We start from the raw sequence: 18,036 nt of genomic DNA, 5'->3' as shown, positions 1-18,036 counted from the left end.
TTACTAGATCCTCAACACCCCACGACCGGATCGGATGTTCGCGCTAGCGTCTCCGAAGGAGAAGGCTGTCAATGAGTGTCTATTGTTTGTGAAACCCACAGCAGAAGCACTATCTCAAGCAAAAATTAGGTTATAGGAAAAATATATAGCTATTACAAGGGTTAAATTAGCCTGTAATATATGCCTATCGATAGTTTTCACCAATTTTTTAAATAAACTTATGATTCTTTTTTGCGATTTATATATTTAATTCCGGATCGCGGTGGAAAAATCATGAATATATAACAGAAGTTAGCAAGCGCTTATTTATCGCTATCAATTATGGGATGGATTCTCTCGTCTAGTTTTAATTAAAGCAATAAAATAGCCCGGATAGTTTCTGTTACGCAGTGTATAGGAGAAAGAAACTTGAAACGCCAACGTGGTTGTCATTGCCAATGATAAATGTAAATGAGGGTTTATTTTTTTGAATGACGATGCTGCATGGATAACCGCTTATCAAACTGCACAAAACTAACTTAATTGCAGCCGTTTTTCATCATGATGTTTGTTCACCTCTACGATATTGATTTGACGATGGGATAATTACGATCTAAAATGTATATAGTGAATATTAACTGCAAGCCAAATAAATTATCAGCGACTTGGCAGTAATAAAACTTCGGTTATCTTATTTCACTGATTTTTACTTAAGAAAGGTTAATAATTATGCGATTAAAGAGATGGGAATCTCCCCGTCGCGAAGGCAGAAACGATAAAGGCAGAGGTGGTTCTGCAAGACAGCGACAACTTAAAAAACAAAGGCAGATGTTGCGAAAAAGGCTGAAAGAAGCCGACAACGTAGACAATCGCAAAAACAAGAAACAGGGGGAAGAAAAGTTAATCTTCCCCCTATTTTTTGGGACTTTTCTCTAAAGTTAGAAGATTAGTGTTATTTCAACTGCATAACAGCAGATTGTTTGTTAATTCATAAAAATATTAAATAGAAATTATACTTATGATTTGCAATCCTCAAGTATTAAGGTTTGCCTGTTCGACTGTTTAAGATTTCGCGCTTGATGCTTGAATCTTTGTGTTAAGTAAATACTTCTTTTCCTATTTTTAAAGCGATTGTAATGCTTACGTAAACAAATCAAAAAGGAAATGTAAAGTTAAGATAAATTTTGCAGAATAATTAGTAATTTTGCTTTTTTATAGAGTAAATTACTATACAGGCGAAGAAGAAATAATTATTACCAGGGAAGCCAATAATTTACAGTAAAAGCTATTGCATCTCCATGTGTTAACTTCAACCATGCTTCAATCCTTGAAAAAAGTCAGTCCTTTATGAAATCTGACATTTTCAATATTTGGAATGGTTAGTCGTTGTTCTGAATTTTCGTTTGACACAAGGAGTGACTTAATGGTGGGAATTTTTCTACCTAAACAAAGAGTGCTTGATTTTCCGATTACTGCTTTACGTTTTGAAGACCAGATACAGACTATACTTAGGTGGGCGATCGCTCGCGAAAGTAAGACAGTTTGCGTAGCCAACGTACATATGCTGATGGAGGCGCATTGGAATCCAGAGTTTGCTAGTGTTTTAAAGAATGCAGATATAATCACTCCTGATGGGATGCCTTTGGTTTGGATGATGAGGCTTTTGGGAGTGCGTTACCAAGACCGCGTAGCGGGGATGGATGTTTTGTTAGCTTTGTGTAAGCTAGCGCAAACACAAAACGTCAGTGTTTTCTTTGCGGGTTCTCAACCAGATATTCTTTCTTTGATGCAAAAAAGGTTAGAGCAGGAATTTCCTAAGTTGAAAATTGCAGGGATGGAACCTTTGCCCTTTCGTCCTTTGACTGAAACTGAAGACAAAGCTCTGATTAAGATGATTAACAACAGTGGTGCTGGTTTAGTGTTCGTATCTCTGGGTTGTCCAAAACAAGAAAATTGGATGGCTCAACATCAAGATAAAATCAAGGCGGTAATGATTGGTGTCGGTGGAGTTTTTCCTGTATACGCAGGAATCCATAAACGCGCACCCCGCATGATACGAGACTTGGGTTTTGAATGGCTGTATCGCTGGTTGCAAGAACCTCGCCGCCTCTGGAATCGTTATACACAGACGATTCCAGCTTTTATGTGGTTGGCTTTAAAGCAACTGTTGATGTCGAGTTCTTTTAGTACTCCATTTCGTATCCGCGAACGATATTTGGGATGGAGAGATTAGTAATTGTGGAGAGTTGAGGTAAGCGCGATCGCACAAAAGCTTATACGAAGAGCCAAGATGTGTCTGCTCAACTTCTATCAGGGTACATCATATACCTTTTGTAAGCATTTATAGAGAAGGCTGCTTTCACAAAATACGAAAGAATTTTTGGTACAAGCACTTCAGACTGCAACTAGTGAACAGAAATACAAGACCTGTTTTTAAGAGCGATCGCTCTTTTTAAATCCCGATGTCTCATGTTATCTGCCCAAAAATAGCAAAGCGTGAAAATTATGAAATTTGCTGAAAAAATAACCGGATTTGCTACGTGGTTCTTTGGATAAAGTAGGCAGTTAAGCGAGCGAAAACCCCTGAATTTTTCAGGTGCTAGTACACAGGCTTCAATAACCCAACTTATCTACCTACTTTGATTTGTTTGTGTATTTTTGTTTGGGAAATGCTCATAGAAGAGTGAATTTATAGTGTCCTATTGGGTCTTACGCAGAAGTTCATGAAAAATCTTTTTTCTAGTGCAAAAAATGATAAATATTTCCGCACGGATCATCTGAAGGATGACCTCAAGAGGCGCTCTGTTCGTGGCGGTGCAGTCACAATGATTGCCCAACTTTTTAAGTTCAGCTTGAATTTGGGATCTAACCTCGTGTTAGCTCGATTGTTGACACCGCAAGATTACGGCTTGATTGGTATGGCGACTGCTGTTACTGGGTTCGTCACTCTGTTCAAAGACTTGGGGTTGTCGATGGCAACTGTCCAGAAGGATGAGATTACTCATGAACAAGTTAGTAACCTATTTTGGGTGAACTTAGCACTTAGCGTTACAACTGCTCTGATAGCAGTAGCGATCGCACCTGGAATTGCCTGGTTTTATCATGAACCCCGTTTAATCTGGATTACCCTGGCTTTGGCAATTGGATTCATCATTGGTGGGTTAGGCGTTCAGCATAGTGCCTTGCTCAATCGCCAAATGCAGTACAAAGTACTGATGTTCAACGATGTTCTCTCTATGCTCTTAGGTATTGCATCTGCAATGGTTGCTGCTTGGTATGGATTGGGTTACTGGGCATTAGTGATTATGCCACTGGTTTCAGGAATTGTTAGCACTAGTGGACTTTGGATTGCTTGTAGTTGGCGACCAGGTTTACCTAAAAGGCGAAACGGTACACGTACCATGCTAGCTTTTGGTGGACATCTCACTGGTTTCTCCACCGTTAACTACTTTGCCCGAAATCTAGACAACGTTCTTATTGGTAGATATTGGGGCGCTCAACAGTTAGGTTTATATGCTAAAGCATATCAATTACTACTTTTGCCACTTAGTCAGATTAATGCGCCGATTTCGGCTGTTGCCGTTCCTACTCTGAGCAGATTACAATCAAATCCGCAACAGTTTCGCAACTACTACCTCAAAGCTCTATCAATTGTTGTGTTTTTGACTATGCCCATAATCACTTTTATGGTTGTGGCTTCTGAAGAAATTATTGGATTGCTTCTCGGTTCTCAATGGAGTGGTGCGATCTTACTGTTTAGATTGTTAAGTATATCCGCATTATTTCAACCAGTTTGCAATACAAGCGGTTGGCTATATATCTCCATAGGTAGAAGCGATCGCATGTTCAAATGGGGTGTATTGTCTTCCTCGTTAATAGTGGCATCATTCTTTATCGGTTTACCGTATGGAGCATCTGGAGTTGCTTTATCCTACGCGATAGTAATGCTTTTACAGACTAGTCCTTGCATATACTATGCAACACGTCGCACATCAATCACTATACTTGATGTACTGCAATCAGTAAAGCAAACATTTATATCATCCTTAGTAGCAGGCGCTGTAGTGTTCGGTATCAAGATTGCTATCGGCTCCAGCTTGCCAATATGGACAGCATTAATTATTTATTCTGTGGTGATGAGTTTAATCTATCTCTTGTTCATGTTTTATATATTCAAAATGAAAAGTTTTTATTTGGGCTTTCTGCGCGAGTTTAAGAAATAACGTTAAGAGCATTATGCTCTGTAAGTGGATTTTTATATATCAATAACCTTTCTCAGGCAAAATTAAGATTTAAGTATTATGCAAAACAAAAATTTGTGGACAGAGACAAAATTCATTAAGACTGCTCAAGGTTATAAGGCTTCTAATGACCCCAAAAATGTCAGTCTTAGTTCTCATATTATTGCAAATATTCAAGCTAGTATTTACGAAAAAATAATTAGACAACACGCTACAGGTTTGTTACTTGATTTAGGATGTGGAAATGTTCCTCTATACGGAATTTATAAAGACTTAGTTCAAGACAATATTTGTATTGATTGGGGTAATACTTTACACAAAAATCAATATCTTGATTATGAATTTGATTTAAATAATGTCCTCTCTTTAGAAAGCGAACAGTTTGATACTATTCTTAGCACTGATGTACTGGAACATATTGCTAAACCAGAATTATTAATGAGTGAAATGGCGAGACTTTTAAAGCCGGATGGGAAAATTATTCTCACAGTACCTTTCTTATACTGGCTCCACGAGCAGCCTTATGACTTCTTTAGATACACAGAATTTGCATTAAGAATGTTTTGTAAAAACAATAATTTAACTTTAATCGAATTAGAGCCTTATGGAGGTGCTTTAGAAGTGGTATTGGATATTATTGCCAAGCAAATGATACAGTTTTCACCAGTCTTATGCAAAATTTATTCCAAGTTGGCTATTATATTTTTTGAATCTCATTTAGGTAAACAAATTTCACGTAAAACAGCTAAAAAATTCCCCATTGGTTATTATCTAGTAGCGCAGAAACCTGTTGATAATTTAATTGAACAGAAAGTATAATTATCGTTTCATCAAAAATATAATTTTCAAAAAAGGACAAAAAATATGCAAATTAAAAGCCCTATAACTAACAGTAGCAACGTCATTTTTGAAGATAACCTCATTTCTCAAACGATTATTGATGCATATATGAAAGATTATGGTGTAAATGTAAGTAAGTATTTTGAGGGGCTAGAATTTGTAAAGATTTATAAGTGCTTAGATACAGGATATAGGTTTTATTTCCCCTTAGAATTAAGTGGAGATAGTAAACTTTATGAAAAACTGCAAAAAAGAGCGGGTTACTACAGGCTTAAACCTGAGCATCAGGCTGCTAAAAATTTTATAAAAGCGAATACTTCAGTTCTAGAAATAGGATGCGGAAGTGGTTTATTTCTTGAAGAACTTCAAAATTTAGGAATGTCTTGCCAAGGCTTAGAGTTTAATGACGATGCAGTTAGTGCTGGGCTTGACAAAGGTTTGAAGATTCTAAAAGAAGATATTTGCAAATATGCAAATGATAACCAGGAGAAATATGATGTTGTCTGTTCATTTCAAGTTCTCGAACATATTTATTATGTTCATGATTTTATAAACGCTTCTTTAGCTGTTTTAAAAAAAGGAGGCAAGTTTATTGTGGGAGTTCCCAATAATAATCCGTTTCTCTATAAATATGATAAATATCATACTTTAAATCTTCCTCCTCATCACCTAGGTTTATGGAATAAAAATTCATTGGAACTTCTTCAAAAATTTTTTCCTATTAAATTAGAAAAGCTGATTATTGAGCAACTTCACGAACAAGAATATGACCATTATTTTAAAATTCAAAGTCAGCACTTAAAATCTCAATCGAAGCTGATAGGTGTAATAATTGAAGCCGTTTTTATCAATTTGCGACCTGCCAGACTTCGGCGTAAGCTACAAAAGCTAGTTAATTTGTCTGCTCAAGGTCGTAATGTATTAGCTGTGTATACCAAATTATAAACCAATACGGAGAGTAAGTATGCCTTATTCACTTGCTGTTATAGCACGTCAAATTGGCGCTCGCTCAGAAACTTTTATCCGACAGCATATGAAGGGCATATAACATTTATTGGTAATTCGGACTAAGATAAGTATCATGAAAATCGCTTTTATTGTTAATAACTTTCCAGTTTTGTCCCAAACTTTTATTTTGAATCAAATTACAGGGTTGATAGAAAATAAAAATGAGCTTGATATTTATGCTATTCCATCTGATGAATCCAAAGTACATTCAGATGTAAATAAATACAATTTAATGAAGCGGACTTATTATTTTCATACGCCAAGCAGTAACCGTGTGGTTAGATTACTCAAAAGTATCAGCTTAACCTTAGAAAAATCTTATAAATATCCAATATTGTTTGACTGGCTAATAAATGGTTTCCAATATACAAAGGAAGCTGCCCTACCAATATGGATGTTACCTTATGTAGCCACACCATTTTTACCTAAAAAACCATACGACATTATCCATTGTCATTTTGGACCGAATGGTTTAAAAGGTGTATTACTAAAAAAAATGGGTTTAACTAAAGGAAAGCTAGTTACATCATTTCATGGCTACGATATTACGCAATATATTCAAAATTTAAGTAAAAATAGATACAAGCCTTTATTTGACATTGGAGATTTATTCCTGCCAATTAGTGAACACTGGAAACAGAAACTAATTGAGTTGGGATGTAATGAAAAGAAGATTATCGTTCACCGGATGGGAGTTGATTGCAACAAGTTTTCCTTTACTCCGCGTCATCCAAGTCAAGATGGTCAAATCCGAATTGTCACCATTGCCCGCTTGGTAGAAAAAAAGGGTGTCGAATATGCTATTCGTGCTGTTGCTAAGTTGGGAAAAGCCAATGAGAACATTGAGTACAACATTCTCGGTGATGGACCTTTGAGAGAGAACCTACAGCAACTAATTCAAGAATTAGGTGTTGGAAGTACAGTCAAGCTACTTGGTTGGAAACAACAGCATGAAGTTGTTGAAATACTCAACAATAGTCATATCATGTTAGCTCCAAGCGTCACTAGTAAAAACGGCGATCAAGAGGGAATTCCCGTAGTGTTGATGGAAGCAATGGCAATGGGGATTCCTGTGGTTAGTACTCTACACAGTGGAATTCCAGAACTTGTACAAGATAAAATTACTGGGTTTTTAGTTGCTGAACGGGACATAGAAGCTTTAGCCGAGCGATTGAACTATTTAATTGAACATCCAGAACTTTGGGCTGAAATGGGGCAAGCCGGTCGTAAGCAGGTAGAAGAAAACTACGATATTAACAAACTAAACGATCGCTTAGTTAATTTATATCAGGAATTACTCACATCAAAATAGTATTAATTATTTGCGTCTATTTATATAGCATTACACATGAAAAATATTACTTTGGTTAGTACATCAAGCCGAGAAAATGAGGAAGCTAGTATGCTAAACAAACCTCAACTTAACGTATTTGTATCGGTAATCATTCCAGTTTTCAATGACTCCGATCGCCTGAAGCTTTGCTTACAAGCTTTAGAAAATCAAACCTACTCAAAAGATTTATATGAGGTAATTGTCGTAGATAATGCCTCCCAAGAAGATATCAAAAGTGTAGTTAGTCAATTTAGTCAAGCAAAGTTCGCTTATGAAAGCCAACCTGGTTCTTATGCTGCTCGCAATCAAGGAATTTCCATTGCCAAAGGTGAGATTTTAGCCTTTACTGACTCAGATTGTATTCCAGCTTTAGATTGGGTTGAAAAAGGTGTAGAAAATCTCCTCAGCACACCTAATTGCGGATTAGTGGCTGGTAGGATAGACCTTTTCTTCAAAAATCCTGACCAGCCAACAGCTGTGGAGCTTTATGAAAGCATTGCAATGGATTTTCCTCAAGAGAGAAGCTTGAAAAAGGATCATTATGGTGTAACAGCAAATCTTTTTACGTTCAAACATGTAATTGATAGTGTTGGTCGTTTTGATGATACTCTCAAGTCCGGCGGCGATCTCGAATGGGGACAACGAGTTTTTGCGGCTGGTTACAAGCAAGTTTATGCAGATGATGCTTGTGTAGCCCACCCTAGCAGACACTCATATTCGCAACTTTACAAGCGAGTTGCTCGCATTGTTGGCGGTCGCTATGACCGCATGATGAGTAGAAACCCTTCATCAATGGAAGTAGCTATAGATTTAGTAGAGACTTTTAAGCCACCTTTTAGAAGTTTGTATGGTATTTGGACTAATGAAAAGTTATATGGAGTCCAACAAAAATTTCAGTTTAATTTAGTAATGCTTTTTATCAGATATGTAACTATTTTAGAAAAGTTACGACTATATTTAGGAGGTCAGTCTAAAAGAGAATAGCTTTATTAGTCAAATTTATAAAGTTTTCACAAGTCTAATTCATAATTTATTAGTTATTGGTAAACAACATGACCCATTCAGAAAATATTTCAAGATACCAAGATAATCCTCTGGTTAGTATAATTATAGCAAACTATAACTATGCTCGCTTTATAGGTCAAGCAATAGATAGTGCATTAAGTCAAACCTATCAAAATATTGAAGTTATTGTTGTAGATGATGGATCGACAGATAATTCTCAAAAAATTATTGCTAGTTATGGTGAGCGAGTAGTTACTGTATTCAAGGATAATGCTGGTCAATGTTCATGCTATAACGTAGGTTTTGCGACCAGTCGAGGACAAATTATTTGCTTTTTAGATTCTGATGATATTCTCCTACCTGAAAAAGTTGCAGAAGTTGTGAAGGCATTTAAGTCTTCTGAGGAACTTGGTTGGTGCTTTCACAATCTTAGGTGGGTAGATGAAAATGCTGAATTATTGCTCAAATCTAGCACTCAACGTTCATCTCGTGAATGTGATTTTAGAAACATGCTCAAGTCTGGCAAACTTCCCCCCGCTCTTCCTGCATCATCTGCTTTATGTTTCAGACGATCGCTTTTAGATAAAATTCTTCCCATGCCTATAGCTAAAGCTGTTTCATGTAGTGATTTTTATGTTAAGTATATGGCAGTAGCACTCAGCAAAGGTTGCTTTTTAGGAAAAGTGCTAGCACATCACAGAATACACGCTAACAATGCAGCAACTTTAAGAAATGATAGGCAACACTTGCGGGCTAGAGAATTTATCTTCACTGGTTATTGGATCAGTAAAGAATTTCAATGCTTAAAAAAGTTTGCCAACAAGCTAGTTGCTATTGGCATTTCTCTTCAATGGCACGCTGGAAATAACGATTATGAAAATAATAAAATTATTAAAGATTATCTAATTATTACTTCATTTTTAGAAAAAATGGAAATTAATTTAAAAGCTTGCTTTTATTATCTAAAAGCTTCCTAAGCAAATGATTTTTGGGAAATTTAATAATGTTTGCTATTCTCTTAGAAATTAGTAACTAGAATATGAGTAATTGCATTGTCATCACCTATCCGCACTCCCTTAATACTCCAGGTGGAGGAACGAGGAGTTGTCTGCAAATTGCTCATCAACTACAACAGATGGGTAATGAAGTAATTCTTGTACCTGTCTCTTCTGAAGCTGCTGCTGAACAATTAAAAGGTAAGCCAGCCCAAGTTATCGCAGCGCAACCAAGCCGAGTGCATTACCTGCTGGATGCTCATTCTGTTGCCAAAACTGTACAAAAAATTCTCACCCAAAAGCAAGTTGATGCTCTTTTAAGTTGGGAACACGAAGCTGCTTTTTTACCTGGGCTGTTAAAGTCAAAAAAAGTTGTGTTTGGCATGATTGCTGCTCACCCCTCCTACACAGAATGGGTAAATCGCCAAACGAGTTTGCGCTTAGTTAAACGTCTGGCTGATAAATGGTTTCGCTGGAGACTTTTTAAATCTGCTGATGTAGTTTTTGTATCCTCAAATTTCACACTAAATGAACTGATTAATTTATTTAAAATAAAATCTGAAAAAATTAAAATTACTTATCGGGGCATAGATACTTTATTCTGCAAAGTTGATCGTTCGCCTTCTTCAAGAGTATCTAACTTCATTTTTTACGGTTCTTTTGCTCCTCCCAAAGGAGTATTTGATGCGATTGAAGCTTTGGGTCGAGTAGCTGCCCAAGGTCACAAGAACTGGACGCTGAAATTGGCAGGATGGGATTTTGAAGAGGAAGTCAAGCAAGCAATACGCGACAACGGAATTGAAAACCAAGTCTTAATGCTGGGACGCCTGAACCCTAAAGAACTTGTCAAAGAATTGGAGTATGCTCACTTAGCAATTTTACCTTCGCAAGTCGAATCTTTTGGCAGAGCGATCGCTGAAGCTCAAGCTGCTGGACTTGCAGTTATTTCCTACGATTCCGGATCTATACCCGAACTCGTGGAAAACAATGTCACAGGATGGGTAGTACCAGCCAAGCGAGTGGATCTGCTTGCTGATGCGATTGTCGAAGCAATGCAAAATCCAGACAAGGTTTCTCAAATGGGGATGACAGGACGCGATCGCGTTACTCAAAGATTTTCTTGGGAACGTACCGCAATGGCAATCTTGCAAGGTATCGAAGCAGTAAAAAAAGGTAGTCATAACCGGAAAAATATAAGTTTGGAAACGGTTTTAAGTGCTAAAAAATTATAGTTTTAACTATAAGTAATTATCTAAAAACTGAGGTGAACCATGAATAATGTGAAAACCAATCTAGGAGTAACGCAGCCCAAATACTACCTGTCACAAATTGCCAAAAGCTGTTTATCGACAGTGCAATCCGTAACCTATGCAGGCAATCAAGTTACATGCCCTTGCTGTAATGGCAGTTTTCGTAAATTTTTACCAGCCGGAATTCACGCCAGACAAAATGCAGAATGCCCCAAATGTTTCTCTTTAGAAAGGCATCGTTTGTTATGGCTGTATTTGCAAAACCATACCAATTTGTTGTCTGAAAAGTTGAAAGTGTTGCACTTTGCACCAGAATTTCAACTTTATAGACTTATCCGCAAGCTACCAAATTTAGATTACATTACTGCCGATTTGTCAGCACCGCGAGTAATGGTAAATGTAGACATTACAGATATTCAATTTGAGGATAATTCCTTTGATGTCATTATTTGTAATCACGTTTTAGAGCATGTTACAGATGACCGCAAAGCGATGAGAGAATTACATAGAATTCTCAGACATAATGGCTGGGCAATTCTTCAAGTTCCTTTAGTTGGCACGCAGCAGGAAACCTTTGAAGACCCTAGCGTTGTTTCTCCAGAAGACCGAGAAAGGTTGTTTGGACAAAAAGACCACCTCAGACTTTACGGACGCGACTATAAAAATAGACTTGAAGAAGCAGGATTTAAAGTTCAGGTTGATGATTATCTTAAAAAATTAGGATCTGCAAAATGTGAAAAATATCGCTTAGAAAGTGATGATTCTAACTGCGAAGATATCTATTTCTGCACAAAGTAGAAAAGCATGGTGCTGGCTGTAAATGCTACTAGTAATAATTTTAAGGCAGGAGATTGCACTGGCAATGCTTTTGGTTATTGAGGCGACAAACAGGAGAAAAGCATGAATAATTTAGTTACTGATACCATTTCACCATTGCGTGTCCTGTTCATTACTCACACTTATATAGTCGGTGTCAACCAAGGCAAGCTTGATGCGATCGCTGCCACAAACAAGGCGGAAGTAGGTTTGCTCACTCCCAGAAAATGGAAGGCGTTAGCTTGGGGTAAGCGGTTTGAGTTGGAGATACCCTTTCCCCGAATTCGCATGTTTCCGGCAAAGGTCTTTTTTGAAGGGCGAAGCACGGTTTACATACATCCCCCCTTCACTACTCTGGGCACGCTGCGCGAGTTTCAACCTGATATTTTGCAAGTTGAACAAGAAGTACTCGCCCTCTCTGCTTTTGAAATGGCACTTTGGGCAAGGCTGACCCGCAAAGCATTGGTAGTGTTCTGCTGGGAAAACGTTGACCGAGAGTTATCTTGGTTCCGCCGCTGGATGTGCCAATTTGTACTGCGGACAGCACGTCTAATTATTGCAGGCAACTCTGAAGCGGCAGAACTGATACGCAAATGGGGTTACACCGGACACATAGAAGTCATGCCCCAGATGGGAGTAGACACGACATTCTTTGCACCTCCACCAAACAAGCGCCGCAATGAGGAATTCCAAATTGGATTTGTGGGGAGGTTGGTTCACCAAAAGGGAATTGACCTGATTTTTAAAGCTGCGCGGCAACTGCGCCAACAAGGCTACTCTTTCAAAATTGTTTTGTGTGGTACTGGTGTCGATGAAACAGAACTTCGGCAAGAAGCTCAAAAGCAGCAAGTAGAAGACCTTGTGGTTTGGAGAGGTTTGGTACGTCACGACGAAGTGCCGCAGGAAATGAGTCAGTTTGATGCCTTAGTGCTGCCTTCCCGCACCATCGCAACTTGGAAAGAACAGTTTGGTCATGTACTAATCGAAGCAATGGCAATGGGTATCCCCGTTGTCGGATCTACTTGCGGCGAAATTCCCAATGTAGTCGGTCATCCAGATTTAGTATTTCCCGAAGGAGATGCCGACGCCCTCGCCAAGATTCTCCAACGCCTGATCAACGACTTAGATTGGTGGGAACAAGCTAAACAACACAGTTGCGATCGCGTGCATAATTATTACACAAACGATCGCATTGCCCAACGCTTGATTAACTTGTGGCAGCAAATCCTCAAGCCTACCAAGCAACAACCCTTGCACGAGTTGCCACCACACCCTGTCAATACTATTAGCAGCTAATTCAAAGATGAAACAGAAAACAATGCGTGTGGCAATTGTACGCAGGTTACCAAAAGACTCCTTCAGTATGGACGTTTATGCCGATGGCTTGGTTAGTGGACTCAAAGCTGTTCGTCCGGACTGGGAAATTATCGAATTAACTCCGACTCCCTACTCTCTCGAACGCCAGCGCAAATCTTGGTTAAAGGGAATTCAAAAATACTACGAGCGTTACTGGCGTTACCCTGCTACCCTCAAGCGACAGGTGGCAGACATTTTTCATATTATCGATCACAGCGAGGGTCATATCGCCCGGTGGCTCAAACGAACCGGCAAACCTGTTGTGATTACCTGTCACGACTTAATTAACTTTATTTATCCGGAGAATATCCAAGACCAGGCAAAAGTACCATTTATCAGCAAAGCTTCTTGGAAGTATTCTATAGGAGGTTTAAAACAGAGCGATCGCATCATCACCGTCTCCAGTCATACTGCCAAAGATGTGACGCGATTGCTACATACTCAAAGCGATCGCTTAACGGTAGTTCCCAATGCTGTAGAATCGTGTTTTCGTCTTTTGCCAGCAGCAGAAATTGCCGCCTTCCGCTCTTCACAGGGACTTACACCGCAAACCTTTTGCCTGTTGAACGTCGGGTCAAATCATCCCCGCAAGAATGTTTCAACTGTATTAAAAGTATTAGAAATTCTCAAATCCCAAGGACTGCCCGTCCATTTTTGGAAAACTGGTGCAGACTTCACTGCCGAGCAAAAAACATTTATACAGAATCACAACCTAGAAAATATCACCTACTTGGGTAAGCCGGATAAAGCTACCTTAGTGAAAATTTACAATGCTGCTGACATTCTCTTGGCACCTGCGCTTTACGAAGGCTTTGGTATGACTATCTTAGAAGCAATGGCGTGTGGCACGCCCGTAATTACTTCCAATGTCACCTCTTTACCAGAAGTCGCCGGCAATGCAGCTATTTTAGTTGAACCAATGGATGTGCAAGCGATGGTTAAGGCTATTTCCCACTTACAAACTGACCCCAGCTACCAAAATATTTTGATACAGCGAGGGCAAGAAAGAGCCAGAGAATTTTCTTGGGAGAAAACTGGAGAGCAAATAGCTGGAGTTTACGAGCATTTACTCGGTTCTGTACAAAATTCTTCATCAAAAACATCAATTGTATGAGTTTGGTTAACTGTACCCCTGCAACAACCCACGACAAATGTGGACAGCCTTCATCCGAGGTTGTCGTGGGGCATCGAGGATCTATTAAACAAGGCTGTCCACATAAGTCTTGGGAAGGACTCGCCCCTATGGAAATTAGTCAAACCCAGAATAAAGCCAAACGCCTGAAAGTATTACTTTCTGCTTATGCTTGCAGACCGGATATGGGTTCTGAGCCTGGAGTAGGCTGGAATATGGCGCGGGAGTTAGTCAAGCACTACTCGATTTGGGTGATTACTCGTGAAGAGAATCGCTTCAGCATCGCATCTGAACTGTCACAAAATCCCGTACCTGGTCTAAACGTAATTTACTACGACCTGCCAAGCTGGGCGCGGTGGTGGAAGAAACCATCACAAGGAGTCCATCTTCATCACTATCTGTGGCAGATTGGAGTTTACTTTCTTGCACAAAAGTTGCATCGCGAAATCAACTTTGATTTAGTACACCACGTCACCTATGGCAGATATTCTGCTCCTAGTTTTTTGTCTCTGCTGCCAGTACCTTTTATTTGGGGTCCGGTGGGGGGTGGCGAATCTGCACCAGCACCTTTTTGGCAAGATTTCACCTTTCGTAACAAAATTTATGAAAGCCTACGCAACTTAGCCTCTTGGGTTGGTGAACGTGACCCCTTCGTTCATCTAACAGTAAAACGCAGTAAGGTAGCGATCGTCGCTACACCAGAAACTTCCTTGCGCGTCAGCGCTTTAGGCGCCAAGCGAATTGAAGTCATATTTGGGCAAACTGGCGTCAACCAACAAGAACTGGCACAGTTGGGACAACTTCCCGTGCAGTCATCCCAAACTCCCATTCGATTTGTCAGCATTGGACGCTTGCTGCACTGGAAAGGATTTCATCTAGGTATACGGGCTTTTGCCCAAGCCAATCTGCAAGAAAGCGAGTATTGGATCGTTGGCGATGGTGCTGAACGTCAGCGTCTAGAAGCACTAACTCAAGAATTGCAAATTGCTGACCGAGTACGTTTTTTTGGCAACCTTCCCAGAGAAAAAACGTTACAAAAACTGGGAGAATGTGATGTTTTGGTGCATCCCAGTTTGCATGACTTCTCGCCAACTGTCTGCCTAGAAGCAATGGCAGCAAATCGACCCGTAATTTGTCTCGACCTTGGCGGACCGGCAACCCAAATCACAGAAGAAACCGGATTTAAAGTTGCGGCACACACACCTGAACAAGCAGTCACAGACATGGCAAAAGTCATGGTGGACTTAGCCTCTGAACCAAAGATGCGAGTTCGTATGGGACAGGCGGGGCGGCAGAGAATTAGCCAGCTATACAGTTGGGAAATGAAGGGCAAGTTCTTGAAAGAACTTTACACGGAAATTGTTCAACAAGGGGTGTAGATTGGATGCGTATTCTTAGTGTACATAATCGCTATCAAATTCGCGGGGGCGAAGACGAGTCCCGCCAAGCAGAGGAACGCCTGCTGCGGGAAATGGGGCATGAGGTGGAAGTTTATGAAGAACACAACGACAAGATTGCCACTATGAGTTCTTTGGATGTGGCATCTCGGACAATCTGGTCACAAGAGGCGCATCAAATTATCCGACAGCAACTTAAAAAGCAGACTCATGATATTGTCCACGTCCAGAATTTTTTCCCGTTAATTTCCCCCTCGGTTTACTATGCAGCAAAAGACGAGGGCGTGCCTGTAGTTCAAACTTTGCGAAACTACCGCTTACTTTGTCCCAATGCTTTGTTTTTTCGAGATGGGCAAGTTTGTGAAGACTGTCTGGGTAAGTTTGTGCCTTTACCCGGAATAGTGCATGGATGCTATCGCGAAAGTCGGGTAGCGAGTGCAGCAGTTGCAAGTATGCTCATGGTACACCGCACCCTCCGCACTTGGACAAAGATGGTGGACGTTTACATCGCTTTGACCGAGTTCGCCCGTCAGAAGTTTATTGAAGGCGGGTTTCCAGCAGAAAAGATTGTCGTGAAATCTAACTTTGTTCACCCCGACCCGCACCCAGGACAAGGAGAGGGTGGCTATGCTTTATTTGTTGGGCGGTTGTCTGTGGAAAAGGGCTTAGATACTTTAATAGCAGCTTGGAAGCAATTCCAGATAAAGGTTCCCTTAAAAATTATCGGCGATGGTCCTTTGGCTGACAGTTTAGCCGAAGATACGAAGAGTATGCCTCACATCGAATGGCTGGGTCGCAAACCGATGTCAGAGGTTTATGACTTGATGGGAGAAGCGATGTTTTTAATCTTTCCCTCAAACTGGTACGAAACTTTCGGTCGTGTAGCTGTAGAAGCCTTTGCTAAGGGAACGCCAGTAATCGCGGCAAATATTGGAGCGATCGCTGAATTAGTAGAACACAACCGCACAGGGCTAAAATTTACACCAGGCGATTCCGCAGATTTAGCAGCCAAAGTCCAATGGTTGTTAGAACATCCCCAAGAATTGAGCCAGATGCGTCAAGAGGTAAGAGTTGAATACGAGACAAAGTACACAGCTAAACAAAACTATTGCAGACTGATGGAAATTTACGAATTAGCTCGTAGTAATTAATGTTTATGTATTACCTTAACTATGTTTATTAAAAGTTATGCTCTTTTGCTGATAGCCTTTGCGAGTGCTTTTTTCCCGCGAGTTCTCGCTGCTATTGGCGCACCATCACCAATTAATTTTGTACACTTTGTTCTAATTCCACTCATTTCTATCTATATAGTTTTACAAACTCGAACTAGAATTCGGGTACAAATGGTATTAGAGTTACTCGCCGGCTTACTTATAATGTTGGCACTTGTAATTTCTAGTGCAATGCTCAATCAAGCTGGTGTAATCAACGTTTTTCTAGACTACATGCTGCGTGGAGAGTGGTTTCTATTTCTGCTAGCAATTATTAGCATCAATCCCTCTGAAAAGAGCCTTAAACAACTTCGTTTTGGGTTTATAGCTTTTGCTTTTATTAATTTATTGTTTGCTTATGTGCAGAAGTTTATTCTTAAATGGGGTGCTGGAAAACTTGCGGCAGGTGATTACATCACTGGAGTTTTTATAGATCAGGGGGGTGGCTGTGACGTTTCCTCTGGGGTTTCCATAATTTTTGCGATTTATTACTTTACAAGTTATAAAAACTCTCCGCTATGGATGCGTATTGCTATAATATTTGCAGCTATTGTACACATTTTTATTGCTGATTCCAAATCACATTTTCTCATATTTTTGATTTCTTTATTAATATTAATGTTAAGCAAATTAAAATTGACATTAAAGGGTATTACTTTATTTGCACAATACCTGTTGCTTGCTACTGCATTTTTGGGTTTGATATACTGGGCGGCACACACAGTCGCCACTTCAATATTGGCTTATGCCAATCCGACGCTTGTCCAGGAAGGCATTGACTTGAAACTTTCAGTATTTTCTATTATTCCCTCCTACTATCACTCATCCTTAAACTGGCTATTTGGTCTGGGTCCTGGACACACAGTCGGTAGATTAGGAGGATGGATGCTGCGGGACTACGCAGAACTTTTAAATCCTTTAGGTGCTACAAAATCTCCTGCAAGTAAAGCAGTTTGGGATGCAGTTTGGGCGACCTTTATTGGACCGAGAACTCGCTTGTGGTCGCCATTATTTGGCTGGGCTGGTATATGGGGAGATTGGGGGTTTTTAGGTGTAGCTGCTTTTTTATATGTGTTGTTCATTACTTGGCGGCGATTTTGCGTAGATGATTCTTGTAGAGTGATTCTCTTGAGCGTAGCTATTTTTGGGTGTATTTTTACCCAAATGGAAGAACCAGGATATGTAATCCCTGTAGCTGCTATTATTGGTTTGCGATGGCAGGAAGAGCAAATGAGTAAGCGATCGCCTCATCACCCCATGTATATTCCGACTGCAAACCGTCGGCTAGAAATAACCTGAAGTTTGAGAAAAGTATCTCATATCATTTTCCCAATCATCTGCAACAGATCCTTCTAGCCCCGCTTATTAAGGCGGATTGGGGTTTCACACTCATGTAGACAAAAATGGACAGGCTTGTTTTAAAGATCCTCAACACGATAGCGAGTCACAAAGGATGTTCGCGCTTCGCGTCTG

At 39.8% G+C, this 18,036-nt stretch carries 15 protein-coding genes; all 15 read left to right on the top strand.

Going from position 1 to position 18,036, the window contains the following annotated elements:
* Positions 1-708 precede the first annotated feature (708 nt).
* The 15 genes from PI95_RS30715 to PI95_RS30645 all read left to right on the top strand — a co-directional run bounded on the left by PI95_RS30715 (position 709) and on the right by PI95_RS30645 (position 17,862).
* Positions 709-915 (top strand): hypothetical protein, encoded by a 207-nt coding sequence (locus tag PI95_RS30715; protein WP_039752898.1) that lies wholly within the window; start codon positions 709-711, stop codon positions 913-915.
* A gap of 487 nt (positions 916-1,402) precedes the next feature.
* Positions 1,403-2,212: a WecB/TagA/CpsF family glycosyltransferase gene (locus tag PI95_RS30710; protein ID WP_039752896.1), complete on the top strand. Its 810-nt coding sequence runs from the start codon at positions 1,403-1,405 to the stop codon at positions 2,210-2,212.
* Positions 2,213-2,702: 490 nt separating this feature from the next.
* Positions 2,703-4,202: a lipopolysaccharide biosynthesis protein gene (locus tag PI95_RS30705; RefSeq protein ID WP_039752895.1), complete on the top strand. Its 1,500-nt coding sequence runs from the start codon at positions 2,703-2,705 to the stop codon at positions 4,200-4,202.
* A 78-nt stretch (positions 4,203-4,280) separates the two neighbouring features.
* Positions 4,281-5,039, top strand: coding sequence for a class I SAM-dependent methyltransferase (locus PI95_RS30700; RefSeq protein WP_052325770.1), 759 nt, complete (start codon positions 4,281-4,283; stop codon positions 5,037-5,039).
* Between the two features lie 45 nt (positions 5,040-5,084).
* The gene (locus tag PI95_RS30695; RefSeq protein ID WP_039752894.1) at positions 5,085-6,005 is read left to right on the top strand and encodes a class I SAM-dependent methyltransferase; all 921 of its coding nucleotides are present in this window, start codon (positions 5,085-5,087) and stop codon (positions 6,003-6,005) included.
* A gap of 136 nt (positions 6,006-6,141) precedes the next feature.
* The gene (locus tag PI95_RS30690) at positions 6,142-7,380 is read left to right on the top strand and encodes a glycosyltransferase (RefSeq protein ID WP_039752893.1); all 1,239 of its coding nucleotides are present in this window, start codon (positions 6,142-6,144) and stop codon (positions 7,378-7,380) included.
* Positions 7,381-7,470: 90 nt separating this feature from the next.
* Positions 7,471-8,385, top strand: coding sequence for a glycosyltransferase family 2 protein (locus PI95_RS30685; RefSeq protein WP_039754028.1), 915 nt, complete (start codon positions 7,471-7,473; stop codon positions 8,383-8,385).
* Positions 8,386-8,453: 68 nt separating this feature from the next.
* The gene (locus PI95_RS30680) at positions 8,454-9,383 is read left to right on the top strand and encodes a glycosyltransferase family 2 protein (RefSeq protein ID WP_052325769.1); all 930 of its coding nucleotides are present in this window, start codon (positions 8,454-8,456) and stop codon (positions 9,381-9,383) included.
* Positions 9,384-9,445: 62 nt separating this feature from the next.
* Positions 9,446-10,633 carry a glycosyltransferase family 4 protein gene (locus tag PI95_RS30675; protein ID WP_163519338.1) on the top strand — a complete coding sequence of 396 codons (1,188 nt, stop codon included), beginning with the start codon at positions 9,446-9,448 and terminating at the stop codon, positions 10,631-10,633.
* A 39-nt stretch (positions 10,634-10,672) separates the two neighbouring features.
* Positions 10,673-11,449 (top strand): class I SAM-dependent methyltransferase, encoded by a 777-nt coding sequence (locus PI95_RS30670; protein ID WP_039752890.1) that lies wholly within the window; start codon positions 10,673-10,675, stop codon positions 11,447-11,449.
* A gap of 102 nt (positions 11,450-11,551) precedes the next feature.
* Complete coding sequence (locus PI95_RS30665) at positions 11,552-12,763, top strand: glycosyltransferase (protein ID WP_052325768.1); 1,212 nt, start codon at positions 11,552-11,554, stop codon at positions 12,761-12,763.
* 7 nt (positions 12,764-12,770) lie between these two features.
* Entirely contained in the window at positions 12,771-13,937 is a 1,167-nt protein-coding gene (locus PI95_RS30660) for a glycosyltransferase family 4 protein (RefSeq protein WP_236117263.1), read from the top strand.
* 128 nt (positions 13,938-14,065) lie between these two features.
* A complete protein-coding gene (locus PI95_RS30655) occupies positions 14,066-15,334 on the top strand; it encodes a glycosyltransferase family 4 protein (protein ID WP_039754023.1) in 1,269 nt (422 codons plus the stop codon).
* Positions 15,335-15,339: 5 nt separating this feature from the next.
* The gene (locus PI95_RS30650) at positions 15,340-16,503 is read left to right on the top strand and encodes a glycosyltransferase (protein ID WP_039752889.1); all 1,164 of its coding nucleotides are present in this window, start codon (positions 15,340-15,342) and stop codon (positions 16,501-16,503) included.
* 21 nt (positions 16,504-16,524) lie between these two features.
* A complete protein-coding gene (locus tag PI95_RS30645) occupies positions 16,525-17,862 on the top strand; it encodes a hypothetical protein (RefSeq protein WP_039752888.1) in 1,338 nt (445 codons plus the stop codon).
* Positions 17,863-18,036 lie beyond the last annotated feature (174 nt).

Origin of the sequence: Hassallia byssoidea VB512170 (assembly GCF_000817785.2) — a bacterium.
In the GTDB taxonomy this organism is placed as follows: Bacteria; Cyanobacteriota; Cyanobacteriia; order Cyanobacteriales; family Nostocaceae; genus Hassallia; species Hassallia carrinoi.
The sequence above is the reverse complement of the archived record's forward strand: the minus strand, read 5'-3'. Positions and strand labels throughout refer to the sequence as shown.

Coding starts and splice junctions, on each gene's coding strand:
- PI95_RS30675 (WP_163519338.1), top strand. CDS start 9,446: ATGAGTAATTGCATTGTCATCACCTATCCGCACTCCCTTAATACTCCA.
- PI95_RS30660 (WP_236117263.1), top strand. CDS start 12,771: ATGAAACAGAAAACAATGCGTGTGGCAATTGTACGCAGGTTACCAAAA.
- PI95_RS30680 (WP_052325769.1), top strand. CDS start 8,454: ATGACCCATTCAGAAAATATTTCAAGATACCAAGATAATCCTCTGGTT.
- PI95_RS30690 (WP_039752893.1), top strand. CDS start 6,142: ATGAAAATCGCTTTTATTGTTAATAACTTTCCAGTTTTGTCCCAAACT.
- PI95_RS30655 (WP_039754023.1), top strand. CDS start 14,066: ATGGAAATTAGTCAAACCCAGAATAAAGCCAAACGCCTGAAAGTATTA.
- PI95_RS30695 (WP_039752894.1), top strand. CDS start 5,085: ATGCAAATTAAAAGCCCTATAACTAACAGTAGCAACGTCATTTTTGAA.
- PI95_RS30645 (WP_039752888.1), top strand. CDS start 16,525: ATGTTTATTAAAAGTTATGCTCTTTTGCTGATAGCCTTTGCGAGTGCT.
- PI95_RS30650 (WP_039752889.1), top strand. CDS start 15,340: ATGCGTATTCTTAGTGTACATAATCGCTATCAAATTCGCGGGGGCGAA.
- PI95_RS30670 (WP_039752890.1), top strand. CDS start 10,673: ATGAATAATGTGAAAACCAATCTAGGAGTAACGCAGCCCAAATACTAC.
- PI95_RS30700 (WP_052325770.1), top strand. CDS start 4,281: ATGCAAAACAAAAATTTGTGGACAGAGACAAAATTCATTAAGACTGCT.
- PI95_RS30665 (WP_052325768.1), top strand. CDS start 11,552: ATGAATAATTTAGTTACTGATACCATTTCACCATTGCGTGTCCTGTTC.
- PI95_RS30685 (WP_039754028.1), top strand. CDS start 7,471: ATGCTAAACAAACCTCAACTTAACGTATTTGTATCGGTAATCATTCCA.
- PI95_RS30715 (WP_039752898.1), top strand. CDS start 709: ATGCGATTAAAGAGATGGGAATCTCCCCGTCGCGAAGGCAGAAACGAT.
- PI95_RS30710 (WP_039752896.1), top strand. CDS start 1,403: ATGGTGGGAATTTTTCTACCTAAACAAAGAGTGCTTGATTTTCCGATT.
- PI95_RS30705 (WP_039752895.1), top strand. CDS start 2,703: ATGAAAAATCTTTTTTCTAGTGCAAAAAATGATAAATATTTCCGCACG.